Origin of the sequence: Lacimicrobium alkaliphilum (assembly GCF_001466725.1) — a bacterium.
GTDB lineage: Bacteria > Pseudomonadota > Gammaproteobacteria > Enterobacterales > Alteromonadaceae > Lacimicrobium > Lacimicrobium alkaliphilum_B.
Genome location: NZ_CP013650.1, coordinates 1,351,299 through 1,366,865, shown reverse-complemented (window position 1 = coordinate 1,366,865; position 15,567 = coordinate 1,351,299). Strand labels below are relative to the sequence as shown.

Annotated in this window: 14 protein-coding genes; 11 read left to right on the top strand and 3 right to left on the bottom strand. The window is 51.5% G+C overall.

Translation table 11 applies throughout. The annotated features are described in order from the left end of the window. Nucleotides 1-41: 41 nt before the first annotated feature. A complete protein-coding gene (locus AT746_RS06200; RefSeq protein ID WP_062477907.1) occupies nt 42-662 on the bottom strand; it encodes a hypothetical protein in 621 nt (206 codons plus the stop codon). A 101-nt stretch (nt 663-763) separates the two neighbouring features. Continuing rightward, nucleotides 764-1,129, bottom strand: coding sequence for a phasin family protein (locus AT746_RS06195; RefSeq protein WP_062477903.1), 366 nt, complete (start codon nt 1,127-1,129; stop codon nt 764-766). Nucleotides 1,130-1,464: 335 nt separating this feature from the next. On the opposite strand from AT746_RS06195, the gene AT746_RS06190 reads away from it, so the two are divergent. The 11 genes from AT746_RS06190 (at nt 1,465) to AT746_RS06145 (ending at nt 13,599) form a co-directional block, all read left to right on the top strand. Next, nucleotides 1,465-2,421, top strand: a complete 957-nt coding sequence (locus tag AT746_RS06190; protein ID WP_062484015.1) for an AAA family ATPase — start codon at nt 1,465-1,467, stop codon at nt 2,419-2,421. Nucleotides 2,422-2,430: 9 nt separating this feature from the next. Beyond that, nucleotides 2,431-3,366 (top strand): DUF58 domain-containing protein, encoded by a 936-nt coding sequence (locus AT746_RS06185; RefSeq protein WP_062477900.1) that lies wholly within the window; start codon nt 2,431-2,433, stop codon nt 3,364-3,366. Next, entirely contained in the window at nt 3,363-3,854 is a 492-nt protein-coding gene (locus AT746_RS06180; protein WP_062477897.1) for a DUF4381 domain-containing protein, read from the top strand. Before AT746_RS06185 ends, AT746_RS06180 begins: the two co-directional genes overlap by 4 nt. Further along, on the top strand, nt 3,847-4,848 hold the full coding sequence (locus AT746_RS06175; protein WP_062477894.1) for a vWA domain-containing protein: 1,002 nt from the start codon (nt 3,847-3,849) through the stop codon (nt 4,846-4,848). Before AT746_RS06180 ends, AT746_RS06175 begins: the two co-directional genes overlap by 8 nt. Further along, the gene (locus AT746_RS20225) at nt 4,845-5,192 is read left to right on the top strand and encodes a hypothetical protein (protein WP_335338209.1); all 348 of its coding nucleotides are present in this window, start codon (nt 4,845-4,847) and stop codon (nt 5,190-5,192) included. Before AT746_RS06175 ends, AT746_RS20225 begins: the two co-directional genes overlap by 4 nt. Then, nucleotides 5,159-6,679: a tetratricopeptide repeat protein gene (locus AT746_RS06170; protein ID WP_335338208.1), complete on the top strand. Its 1,521-nt coding sequence runs from the start codon at nt 5,159-5,161 to the stop codon at nt 6,677-6,679. Before AT746_RS20225 ends, AT746_RS06170 begins: the two co-directional genes overlap by 34 nt. Further along, nucleotides 6,679-8,424 carry a BatD family protein gene (locus AT746_RS06165; RefSeq protein WP_082633169.1) on the top strand — a complete coding sequence of 582 codons (1,746 nt, stop codon included), beginning with the start codon at nt 6,679-6,681 and terminating at the stop codon, nt 8,422-8,424. The genes AT746_RS06170 and AT746_RS06165 overlap by 1 nt, the downstream gene beginning before the upstream one ends. 37 nt (nt 8,425-8,461) lie before the next feature. Beyond that, nucleotides 8,462-10,306, top strand: coding sequence for a DUF885 domain-containing protein (locus tag AT746_RS06160; protein WP_062477891.1), 1,845 nt, complete (start codon nt 8,462-8,464; stop codon nt 10,304-10,306). A gap of 94 nt (nt 10,307-10,400) precedes the next feature. Then, nucleotides 10,401-10,958: a sigma-70 family RNA polymerase sigma factor gene (locus AT746_RS06155; protein ID WP_062477888.1), complete on the top strand. Its 558-nt coding sequence runs from the start codon at nt 10,401-10,403 to the stop codon at nt 10,956-10,958. After that, nucleotides 10,951-11,652 carry a DUF3379 domain-containing protein gene (locus tag AT746_RS06150; protein ID WP_062477886.1) on the top strand — a complete coding sequence of 234 codons (702 nt, stop codon included), beginning with the start codon at nt 10,951-10,953 and terminating at the stop codon, nt 11,650-11,652. Before AT746_RS06155 ends, AT746_RS06150 begins: the two co-directional genes overlap by 8 nt. Nucleotides 11,653-12,177: 525 nt before the next feature. Further along, nucleotides 12,178-13,599, top strand: coding sequence for an MATE family efflux transporter (locus tag AT746_RS06145; RefSeq protein WP_062477882.1), 1,422 nt, complete (start codon nt 12,178-12,180; stop codon nt 13,597-13,599). A gap of 164 nt (nt 13,600-13,763) precedes the next feature. On the opposite strand, the gene argS is transcribed toward AT746_RS06145, so the two are convergent. Beyond that, complete coding sequence (gene argS, locus AT746_RS06140; protein ID WP_062477879.1) at nt 13,764-15,500, bottom strand: arginine--tRNA ligase; 1,737 nt, start codon at nt 15,498-15,500, stop codon at nt 13,764-13,766. Between the last annotated feature and the right edge of the window lie 67 nt (nt 15,501-15,567).

Here is a 15,567-nt window from a genome sequence, read left to right as displayed (position 1 = left end):
GCCCGCTTATGCTTAGCGGGCTTTTCAGTCAATTCCTGCAATCAGCTGTTACTGTTGCTCTTGGTGTCACTGGTCTTCGACCTGGTGCGACTTGCCGCCGTCTTGCGGCTTGTGGTCTTGCGAGCTGTACCTGACTGGCTGCCCGTACTTTTCTTCGCCCCACTGGCCGTCGCTGAGCTGCTTTTACTTGCGCCTGGCTTAGCAACAGTGGTCTTGTTAGCCGCAGAGGCATTTGCTGGTTTAGCTTTTGTGCTTTTACTCGCAGCGGCTTTTTTCGCGGCTGCGGCTTTAGTGGCAGCAGCCTTCTTAGCCTGCTCTGCCTTTTTCTGCTCCTGCTCAACATTCTCAAGCACGGCTTCTAAGGTATTCAGCGCCTGATCAAGCTTATGGGTAGCAGTCTGAAGCTGTTGCTGGCCAGGGTTCAGGCTGGCACGAATGGTCGCCAGTCTCTGGTTCAGCCACTGAGGCAGTTGCAGACGTTTTTTCAGATCCGCTTCTACCAACTGACCCCGGCTCACCAGGCTGTCAATAGTCGAGCCGGTGCCTTCAACCAGTTGATCGATTTTTTCTGCCGCCACATCACGACTGGTGTCATACCCACCGAGGCCGGCCAACCAGGTATTGCGTCCGCTTTTTTCGACTTTCTTGATTGTCTTCACCATGACTCTCCTTTTTAGGGTCTGTACAGATCACCTTTACCCGTTGGCAGGGTGATCACAATATTCAGGCCACTCCCTGGCTTATCGTCCTCACAAAAATTGGCTTACGCCTTATTTTGCTTTTCCGCCAGTGCTGCAACGGCAGCAGTCAGGGCATCAATACGGGCAGAGAGTTCATCGACTTTCTGCTCCATTTCAGGCTTGTCCAGGCCCAGCTTCTGACGTACTTCGGCAACGCGGGCTTCGACATTGGTCTTCGCCTTGATTTTGCCTTTGGCTTCAGTTTCCAGTTTGGTACCTTTGACTACCAGCTCATCAAACAGTTTTGATGCGTCGGCGTTCAGTTTTTCGTAACGACCCTGTACTTCGTCCAGGCTCTTACCGTAAGCGCCCAGGCCTGCCAGCCAGATTTTGCGGGCAAAGTCTTCGGCGTCATTTACTGTGTTTTTGATGCTGTCTAATTTAGTCATTGTTTCGCTCCGTTATGTATCGACGCTGCTAAGATTACGCCGCTAAATTAGAATCCGCATACTAACTGAACAATTCTGGTTATTTATTTAATCAGAATTAATTAACCAATTGAAAAATATGCATTTATTTTTATAACGCCTGACATTGTTGTAACAGAGTTTGTGTTTCAGGGAACTGTTGTCCGACTTTGCCCTCCAACTGCCAGTTTTTATAGCCAATCACCTTGGATTAGGGGGCAATGACCCCATAACAGCTAGTTAACAGGGTAATAATGGCGCAGGATCGCATCAGTGCAAATGCGGCGCAGTTAAGCAAAACAAGATTTGGAAGGGCAATGGCAGTAGAACAATTCAAACAACTTCAGACCTATCTCGATGCCCAGGTATTGGGTCAATCCACCCTCACCAGAAATATTCTGATCGCACTGCTGGCAGACGGCCATCTGTTGGTTGAAGGCCCCCCCGGGTTAGCCAAGACTCGTGCGGTGAACGCACTGGCCACCGGTGTTGAGGGTGATTTTCACCGTGTTCAGTTTACCCCGGATCTGTTACCGGCAGATCTTACCGGCACCGATATCTACCGCCCGGAAGACGGCAGCTTCGTATTTCAGAAAGGCCCGTTGTTTCATAATCTGGTGCTGGCAGACGAGATTAACCGTGCCCCGGCCAAAGTCCAGTCGGCACTGCTCGAAGCCATGGCCGAACGGCAGATCACCGTTGGCAACAGAACCTATCCGTTACCGGAGCTGTTTCTGGTGATGGCGACCCAAAACCCGATTGAGCAGGAGGGCACCTATCCGTTGCCTGAAGCCCAGTTGGATCGTTTTTTAATGCATCTGGAAATCGACTACCCGGGTGCCGAGACAGAGCTGGAAATTCTGCGCCTGACCCGCAACGAAGCATTGCACCTGAAACAGGTGGCGACGCCTAATCTCAGCCAGCAGGATATTTTCGCGGCCCGTGAAGAGGTATTGCAAATCCATCTTGCTGAAGCGCTGGAAAAATATCTGGTGCAACTGATTATGGCTACCCGGCTGCCGGAAAAGCTGGATCAGGATCTGGCCCGCTGGATTGAATTTGGCGCCAGCCCCCGTGCCACTATCTCTTTGGATCGCTGTGCCCGCGCGCATGCCTGGCTGCTGGGCCGTGATTTTGTCGGCCCCGATGATATTCAGGCGGTGTTTGCCAATGTACTGCGCCATCGTTTGTTGCTCAGCTATGATGCCGAAGCACAGGGCATTACCACCAATCAGGTTTTGGCCCGGATCCTGGAACTGGTACCGGTACCCTAGGAGCAGTCAGTGCAGGAAATAACCGACTGGCTGAAGCGCCATCATACTGACGGCGTCAATCTGGCGCTGGAAGAGTTGCTCTATTACCAGAGCAAAACATCGATGCTGGATTTGACCCCGCGCAAGACCATACAGTCAAAACTGGCAGGCACCTATCTGGCCAAAACCCGTGGGCGCGGGATGGAATTCGATGAAGCCCGCCACTATCAGCCTGGTGATGATATCCGTGCCATTGACTGGCGGGTAACGGCCAGAACCGGCAAGACCCACACCAAACTGTACCGGGAAGAAAAGGAGCGGCCCATATTCGTGCTCACCGATCTCGGTGCCAGCATGCATTTTGGTACCCGCTTCGTGTTTAAGTCGGTACAGGCCGCTCATTTAAGCGCATTGATAGCCTGGTCGGCCCGCAAACGCGGGGACCGTATTGGTGGGCTGATTTACAATCACAGCGAACACCTTGAATATAAGCCCATGACAAGGCAAAAAGCCGTACTGTCGTTACTCAATGGCTTATTAAGACTGCATCCGCAAAAGAATGAGCAGACCGCACAAATTACCTTTGCCGATGCCTGTGCCCGTATGCGGCGTATGGCCCATCCCGGCAGCCTGATCTTTCTGCTCAGCGATTTCAGTCAGTTTGACGAGCTTTCGCGCCAGCATCTGTTCCAGCTCAGTCGTCATTGTGAACTGGTGGCCTATCCTATCAGCGATCCTTTTGAGCATGAATTGCCCCAGGTACCGGTCCCTCAGGATGTCAGCATTACCGACGGCAACCGGACGCAGAGCCTGACGCTGGGTGAAGCGACTACGGCACAGACATACCGGCAGCGTCATCAACAACAACTTGAACATATCCACAGCCAGCTCAAACAATGCCGTTGTCAGGTCCTGCCAATCAGTGCCGGCCTGCCACTGGAACAGCAATTGGGGGGCCGAGTATGAACGCTTCCCCCCTTGAACAACTTAAAGATATTCACCTGCCGGAGCCGGTAAGCTGGTGGCCTCCTGCCCCCGGATGGTGGATATTAGCCCTGCTCTGTCTGGGCCTGATTGTGATCACAGTGCGCTGGCTGATAAAGCGCTATCGCTATCGCGCTGCCATGCGCCAGGCCTTATCTGAGCTGGAGCAGATCAGCGAGGCAGACAAAGACTGGCCGCAGCAACTCAATAGCCTGCTTAAGCGATTGACCTTAAGTTACTTCCCAAGAGCACAAAGCGCGGCGTTGCATCAACAACAATGGCTGGAATTTCTTGGCGCCAGGCTGCCTGAAAAAAAACGGGCGTCTTTTATGCAGCAATACCGCCCGCTGCTGGACACATTGTATCAGGACAAATCGCCCAATCTGGATAGCGCAGCCTGTAAAGCACTGGTCAGAGACTGGATCCATAAGGCATTACCCCCTTCTGAAAAGGAGGCCAGTGATGTTTGAATTTGCCTGGCTTTGGGCCCTGCTTGCCCTGCCCCTGCCGTTACTGGTGCGCTTGTTACCATCCCGCCAGAAAGTGCAGACCGCAGCATTAAGGGTGCCCCGGGTAGACAATGACCTGCCCGGCGTAAAATCCGCAGCCGGCCCCGGAGCTGCCCGACTGATTCTGGCAACTTTGGCGTGGCTGTGCCTGGTGCTTGCGGCTGCACGTCCGCAGTGGCTGGGCGAGCCGATTAATATTCCTGCCAAAGGGCGGGATCTGATGGTGGCAGTGGATCTGTCCGGCAGTATGAAAGTTGAGGATATGGTGGTCAACGGTCAACAGGTAGACAGGTTACGCATGATCAAGCATGTACTGGGAGATTTTATCCAGCGCCGGGTGGGCGACCGCATCGGGCTGATTCTGTTTGCCGATACAGCTTATCAGCAAGCGCCACTGACCTATGACAGAGAGACCGTGGCGCAACTTCTTGATGAAACAGTGATCGGTTTGGTAGGCGATCAGACCGCTATCGGTGATGCCATTGGCCTGGCAGTGAAACGCTTTGAGGCCAGACAGGAATCAAACCGGATTCTGATCCTGCTTACCGATGGCCAGAACACCGCAGGAAATATCAGCCCGGAGCAGGCCAATGAACTAGCCGTTGCCAACGATGTCACCATCTATCCCATTGGTGTTGGTGCTGATCAGATGCTGGTACAGAGTTTTTTCGGTAACCGGCGCGTTAACCCCTCTGCGGATCTGGATGAAGATATGCTGACAGAGTTAGCACAAAGTACCGGTGGCCAGTATTTTCGTGCCAGAGATACCCAGAGTCTGGAAGCCATCTATGCGCGCCTCGATGAACTTGAACCCATTGCCCGCGAGAGCCGGCAGATGCGCCCGCAAACTGCACTGTTTTACTACCCGCTGGCACTGGCTTTACTGCTCAGTGCCCTGTTGTGTCTGCCGCCAGTCTGGTATTGGTTAAGACAGCGAAGGAGAGCGGCTGTATGATGTGGCTGAACGAATTTCATTTTCTGCGCCCCTGGTGGCTGCTGACGCTGATCCCGCTCACAGTGCTGTTTATTGCGCTGATTTACCTGAATCGTCATCGCAGTGGCTGGCAGCAGGTACTGGCCCCCCATTTGTATCAGCACCTGTTAACAGCACAGGGCGGAGTCAGAAACCGCCCGCCACTTTATCTTGTAGCCATCTGCTGGATACTGGCCAGCGTTGCACTGGCCGGGCCCACCTGGGAACGCTTGCCACAACCGGTTTACCAGTTACATACCGGTAAGGTGGTGGTAATGGATATGTCTTTTCCATGCGCGCCACCGATGTCACACCGGACCGGCTGACCCGTGCCAGATATAAGGCCATTGATCTGATTAAACAGATCACCGAAGGAGAAACGGGGCTGGTGGCCTATGCCGGTGACGCTTATGTGATCAGTCCTTTAAGTAGTGACAGTGAGACGCTGATCAGCCTGATTCCGGCGCTGTCACCGGAGATCATGCCAATGCCCGGCAGTGATCCGCAAAGTGGCCTGCAACTGGCAACAGAATTGCTGCAAAGCGCAGGTTATCAGGAAGGTGAAATATTCTGGATCACCGATGGGGTGGAAATGGCTCAGGTTGCGCCCCTGACCAGACTGATCAATCAGAGTAATTATCGTCTGTCGGTGCTGGCCGTCGGCACAGAAGAAGGTGCGCCGATAAAACTGCAAAATGGCGAGCTTATGAAAGATGGCAGTGGCAGTATTGTGATCCCCAGGCTCGACAAAGACAATCTGCAGCTGATTGCCCGCAATGGCGGTGGCGTATTCAGCGAACTGCGTCCCGATGACGGCGATATCGACAACCTGATTAATCAGTCGTTACTGGGCCGTGACAAGGCAGAGAAGGAGCAAAAAGAAGATAATCAGGGAGATCAGTGGCACGAAGCAGGCCCCTATCTGTTGTTAATTTTATTACCCCTGGCCGCCTACGGTTTTCGCCGCGGCCTGTTGAGTGTGGCCATGTTATACCTGTTATTACCGGTTTTTTACACCCCGTCTGCACAGGCCGGTTTATGGGACGACCTCTGGCTGCGTGCTGATCAGCAGGGCCAGAATGCCTTTAAGAAGAAAGATTACGACACTGCCGCAGAAACTTTCCGGGATCCACTATGGCGCGGCAGTGCCCACTACCGTGAGGGCAATTATGAGGCAGCCCTGGAAGCCTTTTCCGCAAGCGAGGGGCCACAGGCCTGGTATAACCAGGGCAATGCACTGGCAAAACTCGGCGAGCTGGATCAGGCAATAGAAGCCTATGAGAAGGCACTTAAGGCTGATCCTGAGCATAAGGATGCCCGCTTTAATAAAGAGCTGCTGGAACAACAGAAAGAACAGCAAGAGCAACAGGAACAGCAGTCCTCGGATTCGTCGGATCAGCAGCAGTCCTCAGAGGATAATCAGCAACAGCAGGATCAGAATCAGCAGGGCGAAAACCAGAATGAGCAGGGGCAACAGGATCAGCAGCAATCTCCTGAAAACAGTCAGGACGATCAACAGCAGAGTGAGCAGCAATCGGAACAACAGCAGGAACAACAACAGGAGCAGCAGGAACAACAACAGTCCGCTGAGGAAAGCGACTCCACCGAACAGGACGAGGCAGAACAGCAACAATCTTCACAGGCACAGGAACAACCTCTGAGCGATGAGGAGCGTGAACAACAACAACGGCTGGAGAAGTTATTGCGCAGAGTTCCTGATGATCCTGCTTATCTGCTTAAGCGCAAAATGATGCTGGAAAATCAGCAGCGTCGCCGTCAATCTTTACCCAACAGGTTACAAAGGAATTGGTAATGCACAAGGTTATCAGAACACTGAATTCGTATTGGGCCATGCTGGCCGCTACAGTGTTTTTATCGCTGCCGGCTCTGGCTGATGTGACTGAGGTCACGGCCAGTGTGGATAAAAATCCGGCTATGGTGGATGAAGCCATCATACTGGAGGTCTCCGCCAATGATGCAGTGGATAACAACCTGTTTGATTCTTCTGTGCTGCTTAAAGACTTTGTTGTTGGTCGTACCTCTGTCAGCACCCAGACTCAGATTATCAACTTCGATATGACCCGCACCACTCGCTGGACCACCCGGCTTATTCCCCGAAAAGCAGGCAGGTTTACCATTCCGGCCTTTGAGATTGCCGGTCAGCGCTCGGAGCCTATTGAACTGATGGTATTACCTGCCAGTCAGTCCAGTGCCAACCAGGCCAGAGACATCTATATTGAAACCGAAGTGGATCTGAATAAGGTATATTTACAGCAACAAATCCACTATGTGGCGAAGCTGTATTTATCCAGAGATCTGCAGCGTGGCAGCCTGACCGCGCCGAAGCTGGAGAATGCCGATATCCGTCAGATTGGTAAAGACAAAGAGTACACAGAAATCTCCAGTGGCCAGCGTTACCGGGTAATAGAGCGGCGCTTCGCGATTATTCCCCAATCCAGTGGCAAATTTACTATTGAGGGGCCCATCTTTGACGGCGAGATTACCCAGCCCAGCAACCGTTCCTACGGATTTTTCAATCAGTCCAAACCGGTCAGCCGGGTCGGTAAACCCATAGATATTGAAGTACTGGCCATGCCGGATAATTACCGCCAGCACTGGCTACCCAGTGAATATGTGGAACTGCATCAGGAGTGGCAAAGTGCAGGCGATCAGTACAAAGTGGGTGAACCTATTACCCGGATTCTGACCCTGACTGCATTGGGTGTGGTGGAAGAGCAATTGCCTGAAATTAACAGCCAGTACCCTGATGAATTCAAAAGCTATCCGGATCAGGCCAATACCAGTACAGTGGAAAAGGATGACACACTGGTGGCACAGCGCCGTGAGACCATTGCCATTATCCCGACCCAGGCTGGCACACTAACCATACCTGAAGTAAAGGTGGCCTGGTTTAACACCCTCACCGGCCAGACTGAGTATGCCACACTGGAGGAGCAGACAATTGAGGTTGCTCCGGCACAGATTAGCTCCGCAGAGGATGTACCTCTGCCTGTCAGCAGCGATAATACTGATAATCAACAGCAATCTGAACGCCAACAGCAGACAGCGCCGGATAAGCCGCAATCCGCATCTGCCGATGAAAATCAGGACAGCCCCGGCAACTGGTGGTCTGTCATTAGTATCCTGCTGTTGGTCTTATGGCTGTTGACCCTGTTGCTCTGGTGGTGCCAGAGTCGTCGTAAACCATCAGCGGCGCGAATTAAACCAAATACGGCCGCAACAGATGATGAAAAGCAGCTTTGGCAACAATTGCAACAGGCGATAAAGCGCCACGATAGTCAGGCCGTTATCGCTGCACTAACCCCATGGCTATGCTGCAACTTAGGTATCAGTGGCAACCTGGCAGATTGCCAGCAGCGTCTGCAAGACCAGGCCCTGAATGAACAGATCAATCTGCTACTTGGCAGTCGTTACGGCAAAACAGAGCGTGATTGGCAGGCCGATAAACTGATCACTTTACTGCAAACCCAACGTAAGACAGCTGTAAGATCAAAATCCAGACCCGGGCACAAGTTGGTCTCATTAAAGATTGAATAATACACTTTCGAATAACAACAACGACAGGAACATGACAATGCAACATAAGCAATTATTTCAGGCCAGCCTAATCGCCCTGGCCATTACCGGATGCAGTCCGGCCCCTGAATCACAGCAATCGACTGTGGCACAGCAGCAACAGGCACAGCAGCAACAGAGTGAATCTCAGCGCCTGGCCGAATTTTTCGAACAGAGTTTTGAACAGGATCTGCAGCGCTCACCCATGTACCAAAGTTATCTGGGGCTTAAATGGGATTACGGAAAGTGGGACGATATCTCAGAACAGCACAACAACGAGACGGTAACGTTGCTCAAAGAGCGCATGGCTAAGCTGGAAAGCTTCGATCTCGACCAGCTCAGCGACCAGGAAAAGCTGAGTTTTAAGGTTTACAAAACCGATGTCGAACGAAAGCTGGCCAACGACAAATTTCGCCATCATACCTACATTATGGATCAATTCCGCGCCTGGCATACCACTGTCCCAAGCTTTCTGATTAACATTCACAGCGTTAAGACTCTGGATGACGCCGAAGCCTACATAGAACGTCTTAACGGTGTTGAGACACTGTTCAACCAGGTGATTGATCAGTTAAAAATCCGTGAAGAGCTGGGCGTATTTCCTCCCAAATGGTCTTACGACCAGATGATTACCGCGGCAGAAAATGTGGTAACAGGCATTCCCTTTGCCGAAATGGAGAAACGCTCCACGATTTGGGAAGACATTAATAGCAAAATCGCGCAGCTGGAAGTGGGTGAAACCGAGAAAGAAGATATGCTGGAACAAGCCAGAACTGCGTTAATCACCAAAGTCAAACCAGCTTATGACAAGCTGATCGACGAACTGGCTCATCAGCAAACACTCTCACCTGAGGGTGATGGTGTATGGCGTTTACCTGATGGTGATAAGTGGTACCAGAACCGTCTTCGGTGGTTTACCACCACAGATCTTAATGCCGACGAGGTGCACCAGATTGGGCTGGATAATGTAGAGCGGATCCACAACCAGATGCGAGAGATCATGCAGCAGGTGGAGTTTGACGGCAACCTGAGTGAATTCTTCGAATTTATGCGCACCGATGAGCAATTCTACTATCCTGCCACTGACGAAGGGCGTAATCGCTACCTGAGTGAAGCCAAAGCGCTGATCGATACCATGGAAGAAAAGATCCCTGAGTACTTCGGACTGCTGCCTCAGGCTGACATGGTGGTCAAACGGGTAGAAGAATTCAGAGAAAAGTCTGCTGGCAAGGCCTTTTACCAAAGCCCGGCCAAAGATGGCAGCCGTCCAGGTACTTACTACGCCAACCTGTATAATATGCAGGATATGCCGACCTACCAGATGGAGGCCCTTGCCTATCACGAAGGCATTCCAGGCCACCATATGCAAAGGGCCATTGCCCAGGAGCTGGATGGTATTCCTGAGTTTCAGAAATATGTCTCTTTCACCGCCTATACTGAAGGCTGGGGACTGTATACTGAGGAACTGGCCAAAGATATGGGCTTCTATGAAGACCCTTACTCTGACTTCGGTCGCCTGGCGATGGAGTTATGGCGAGCCTGTCGCCTGGTAGTGGATACCGGTATCCATGCGAAAAAGTGGAGTCGCGAAGAGGCTATTGATTACCTGATTAAAAATACCCCTAACCCGGCGGGCGATGCCACCAAAGCCATTGAGCGCTATATCGCCATGCCTGGACAGGCCACAGCTTACATGATTGGCAAACTAAAAATCATGGAACTGCGGCAATGGGCCATGGATGAATTAGGTGAAGACTTTGATTACAAGGGTTTTCATGATGAGGTACTCAAGGATGGTCCGGTACCCATGACCATTCTGGAGAGCAAAATCCGTAACTGGGTGGCTGAGGTCAAAAAAGCCTGAAACTTAGGAAACAAAAAGTCCGGCTGACGCCGGACTTTTTGTATCAACAGCCTGTGCACTTAAACTGGTATTACAAAATAAGTAGCAAAACTTTATGTTTTCACGAAAGCAAAGTATATCGCCCCCGGTCAATACGGACATGATAAGCAAACAAAAACGCTATGAAACCCTGGTGCAGGCATTGCACAGCGACATCTATCGCTATGCATACTGGCTGGTGGGTAACAAAGCCGTCGCTGAGGATATTACTCAGGAAACCTTCCTGCGAGCCTGGAAGTCGCTCGATTCACTGAACGATGAGAAAGCGGCAAAGTCATGGCTGATCACCATATTGCGGCGAGAGAATGCCCGCCGCTTCGAGCGCAAGCAGTTCGACCTGGTGGATATGGATGATGTCGCGCTGTCTGACGACGGGCCCGGCCATGAAACCCAGCTTGAACACCGCCAGTTACATAAACTCATGGCAAGTTTAAGCGAAGAATACCGTGAGCCCCTTATCTTACAGATTATGTTCGGTTACAGCGGTGATGAAATCGCAGAGCAACTGGACCTGAACAAGAACACCGTAATGACCCGTTTATTCCGGGCCAGAAATCAGATTAAAGAGGCTTTAGAAAGCAGTGAACAGACAAGAGGGCGTAAAAATGGATGATTTAGAATTCCGCCGTACCATTTATGCCAATCCTTATTGTGACAATAAAGAGGTCAAAGCAGCCGCCGCCAGTGATCCGGCCAAACAGCAGTTCTGGGATGAAATGAAGCAGCTGGACAAGGCATTGCAGCATACGGCAAAAGTACCGGTGCCTGACGGCCTGGCGCAGCGTTTATTGTTAAAGCAGTCGATGCAATCTCATAAACAACAACAGATAAAACGCCGCTGGCATTTGTCGATTGCCGCTTCAGTGATATTTATGCTGGGAGTGAGTTTTACCCTGTGGCAGCAACAGGACGTGGATCTGAGCAAACACGCCCTGGCCCACGTATACCATGATGCGAATGCCCTGCAGGTCGATGAAAATGTGCCTCTTGAACAGGTGAATGCCAAACTGGCCAGTTTTGGCGGTCAGTTCACCGATGACATTGGTAAAGTCTACTACGCCAATTTTTGTGACTTCAACCGGGTAAAAAGCCTGCACATGGTGATTGAGGGTGAATACGGTAAGGTCACTGTGTTTGTGGTGCCCCATAAAGACAATCAGAAGCTGCAACAGCAGTTCAGTGACGGTCAATACCAGGGCCGGGGAATGGATTTGCAACAGGCGAGCCTGATTATGGTGGGTGATAACCAGCAGTCGTTGCAAAAAATACAGGACAGGCTGCAAAGCCGGTTATTGTTCTCGGCCTGAGAAACGGCATTTTCAACCACATAGAACAGAGAGATTCAGGGCAGTGACGTTCTGAACTCTGTGTTCTAGCCACCTGTCTGCACTGTTGACGCCAATACCCCTGTTGCATTTTTTAACAAATATATTCTTGAACCCGTGCTCTGCCAGTGGCAAATTACTATCAGCCGGGTAATACTAATCTCCACAGATAATTAATCCGACTAGTCTAACCACCAGCTTCAACCGAGGATAAGCCAATGAACAATTCAGTCATCACACGCATTGCTGATATTGCATTCAGGTTGAGTTCCCCGGTCATTCCCTTATTTTCTGATTGTTAAATAATCAGTCCGGAGCCTTCCGGGGATTCAATCTCAGCAACCCTGAATAACCTTTTTACTTTACCGGGCCTGCAGGTCCATATTTTTACGTTTCACAATACCGAACTGTTCGTGATCGCCCGTGATGCCCTGCCTAGCGCATCGGTTCAGGGGTGACGGACGGACAGACGTATTGAGTCTGAAGCGAGTTCGACAGGATTTTCTTATGACGGAACACACAACAAAACACACCTCTGTGTATGGATTATTTAAACAAGCACTGACAGGCAATATACAACAGGATTTCACCAAAGGTTCTATTGGTGTTGCGGCCTTTTTACTCGCGGTGCCTATGGTGCTGGAGATGATGATGGAGTCCATCTTTGCCGTAGTGGACATATTCTTCGTTGCATCCCTGGGCTTCGAAGCCGTGGCGGTTGTCGGCCTGACAGAAGCTGTACTGACACTGATCTATGCCATCGCCATTGGTCTGAGTATGGGCGTAACGGCCATGGTCGCCAGACGCATTGGCGAAGGCAATACCGTAAAAGCCAATCAGGTTGCCGGACAGGCTCTCTGGACCGGCATGCTGGTATCCCTGCTGATTGCCGCCATAGGTATCAGTTACGCCGAAGAGATACTGCGTTTAATGGGCGCAGACGATGCGGTGCTGGAGATGGGCAAAAACTATACGCTGCTGATGCTTACAGGTTCGATTACCATTATCTACCTGTTTCTGATCAACGCCATCTTCCGGGGTGCAGGAGATGCCAATGTGGCGATGCGCTCGCTGTGGCTGGCAAACGGACTCAATATTGTCCTGGATCCCCTGCTCATCTACGGTATTGGTCCTTTTCCGGAAATGGGCGTAACAGGCGCAGCGGTTGCGACCCTGATAGGTCGGGGTAGCGGAGTCATCTATCAGCTATACCATTTATGTCATCACGGCAGCAGCAGAGCCAGCCGAATCCGGGTTGGACTGGCACAATTGAAGCCTGTGTGGACAGATATGCTGGCACTGGTCAGAGTCTCTTTGGGCGGGATACTGCAGTTCCTGATTGCCACTGCCAGTTGGGTAGCTCTGGTCAGAATCGTCTCCACTTATGGAAGCGCCGCCGTGGCAGGTTATACCATTGCTATCAGGATTGTGATTTTCACCATTCTGCCGGCCTGGGGTATGAGTAACGCTGTGGCAACGCTGGTAGGCCAGAATCTGGGGGCAGGTAAGCCGGACAGGGCCGAACAATCGGTCTGGAAAGTGGCCCGGTATAATCTGTATTTTATGCTGGCAGTGGCCGTTATTTTTGTTCTTTTTGCTGAAACCCTAATCGGTCTGTTTAGCGAGGATCCGCTGGTGATCGCTGACGGTGTCAATTGTCTGCGATTTATCGCCTATGGATACGGCTTTTACGGCATTGGCATGATTTTGATTCAGGCATTCAACGGGGCGGGCGATACCATGACCCCCACCAGAATTAACTTTATCTGCTACTGGCTGTTGCAAATCCCACTGGCGTACGGACTTGCCCAATACTGGCAGTTAGGGACTAATGGTGTTTTTATCGCCATCACCATCGCGGAGTCTCTGCTGGCCGTTATAGGCTTATGGGTATTCAGACAGGGGAAATGGAAAACCAGGATGGTATAGAGTCCGGCGCTGATTAGGGTTCCCGTTCCGGGACAACAGCAATCTAACCACAGAGTCACAGAGAACACAGAGGCTTAAAGAGCATTAACCTTCTAATCTCTGTGTCCTCTGTGCCTCCTTGATGCAATAACCTTTTCAACCGCTCGATAAGTACGCAGGAAAGGCTACATTTTCTCCATGGTTTCAATACCCAGCAATTCCAGACCGGTTTTCAGGGTTCTGGCGGTCAGGCTGGCGAGCAATAAGCGGCTCTGACGGTGCTCTGCGGCCACATCGGTTTTGAGGATTGGGCAGGCCTCATAGAAGGTCATAAACAAGCTGGCCAGCTCAAACAGATAGCTGCACAGCACATGGGGGGCAGCGTCTTTCTCTACCTGTTGCAAAGCTTCAACAAACTGGGTCAGCTGTACCGCCAAAGCCCGTTCCTGAGGCTCGCTGATAATGATCTCGCCTTTGATCCCATCCTGTGCCACTTCGGCCTTGCGGAAAATACTCTGTACCCGGGTATAGGCATATTGCAGATAAGGCGCGGTATTACCCTCAAAACTGAGCATGGTATCCCAGTTGAAAATATAATCGGTGGTACGGTTTTTACTTAAATCCGCATATTTCACCGCGCCGATACCCACTTTGCGCACGATTTCTTCGCGCTGCTGATCATTAAGATCTGACTCTCTGCCCGCCAGCAGGGTTGCTGAGCGCTGTACGGCCTCGTCGAGCAAATCGGCCAGCTTGATGGTGCCACCGGTGCGGGTCTTAAAAGGTCTGCCGTCACTGCCGAGCATCATGCCAAAGGGGCAATGCTCGTAGGTGGTTTGCTCGCGTATCAGGCCCGCTTTTCGGCCGACCATTTCGGTCTGTTTAAAATGCAGTGCCTGACGGGCATCGGTGAAGATCAGAATACGATCGGCGCCTAAATCGAACGAACGATAACGCATAGCCGCCAGATCCGTGGTGGAGTAGAGATAACCGCCGCCGGATTTCTGAATAATGTACACGGCCGGTTTGCCTTCCTTGTCGGCCAGTTCGGGCAAAAATACTACCTGAGCGCCCTGATCTTCTACCGCAATACCCTTTTCTTTCAGCTCGGCCACAATCCCTGCCAACTCCTTGTTATAGGCACTTTCGCCCATAATATCGCCGCGGCTGAGGGTAACATTGAGCTTTTTATACACTTCTTCACTGTGAGTGATAGAAACATCAATAAACTTCTGCCATAACTGGCTGCACTGTGTGTCGCCACTTTGCAGCCTCACCACATATTCGCGGGCACGGTCAGCAAAGCCCTCTTCCTCATCAAAGCGGATCTTGGCCTCACGATAGAAATCTTCCAGATCCGACAGGGCGGTTTCCGCCACCTGATCGGACGCCAGTTTGTCGCTCAGATGGGCCAGCAACATACCGAACTGGGTACCCCAGTCGCCCATATGGTTCTGGCGGATCACTTTATGACCCATAAACTCCAGAGTCCGGACTACAGCATCACCGATAATGGTGGAGCGCAGGTGACCCACGTGCATTTCTTTGGCCAGATTAGGAGAGGAATAATCCACCACCACGGTTTGCGGAGTTTCTTTATCGACACCCAGATGTGCACTGGACAGGGCGTCACTCAGCGTTTGTGCCAGCCACTGTGGGCGAAGATGAATATTGATAAAGCCCGGCCCGGCCACTTCCAGCTTTTCGACCATATCATCCAGTTCAACCGCAGCTAAGATTTGCTCGGCGATATCCCTTGGCTTTTGTTTCAGTGTCTTGGCCAGCGCCATAGCTCCATTAAACTGGTAGTCACCAAACTCGGGGCGGGTGCTGCGGGTCAAAGGCAGGTTAGTATCTTTGGGCGCATCAATCTTACCCAGCGCCTGCTTAAATCTGTCCAGTAATAGCTGTTGTATATTCATCGTTAAGTTCAACTTTTTTCGGCCGTTGTAGGTCGGAATTTATTCCGACAACCTTGGTAATGCCTGC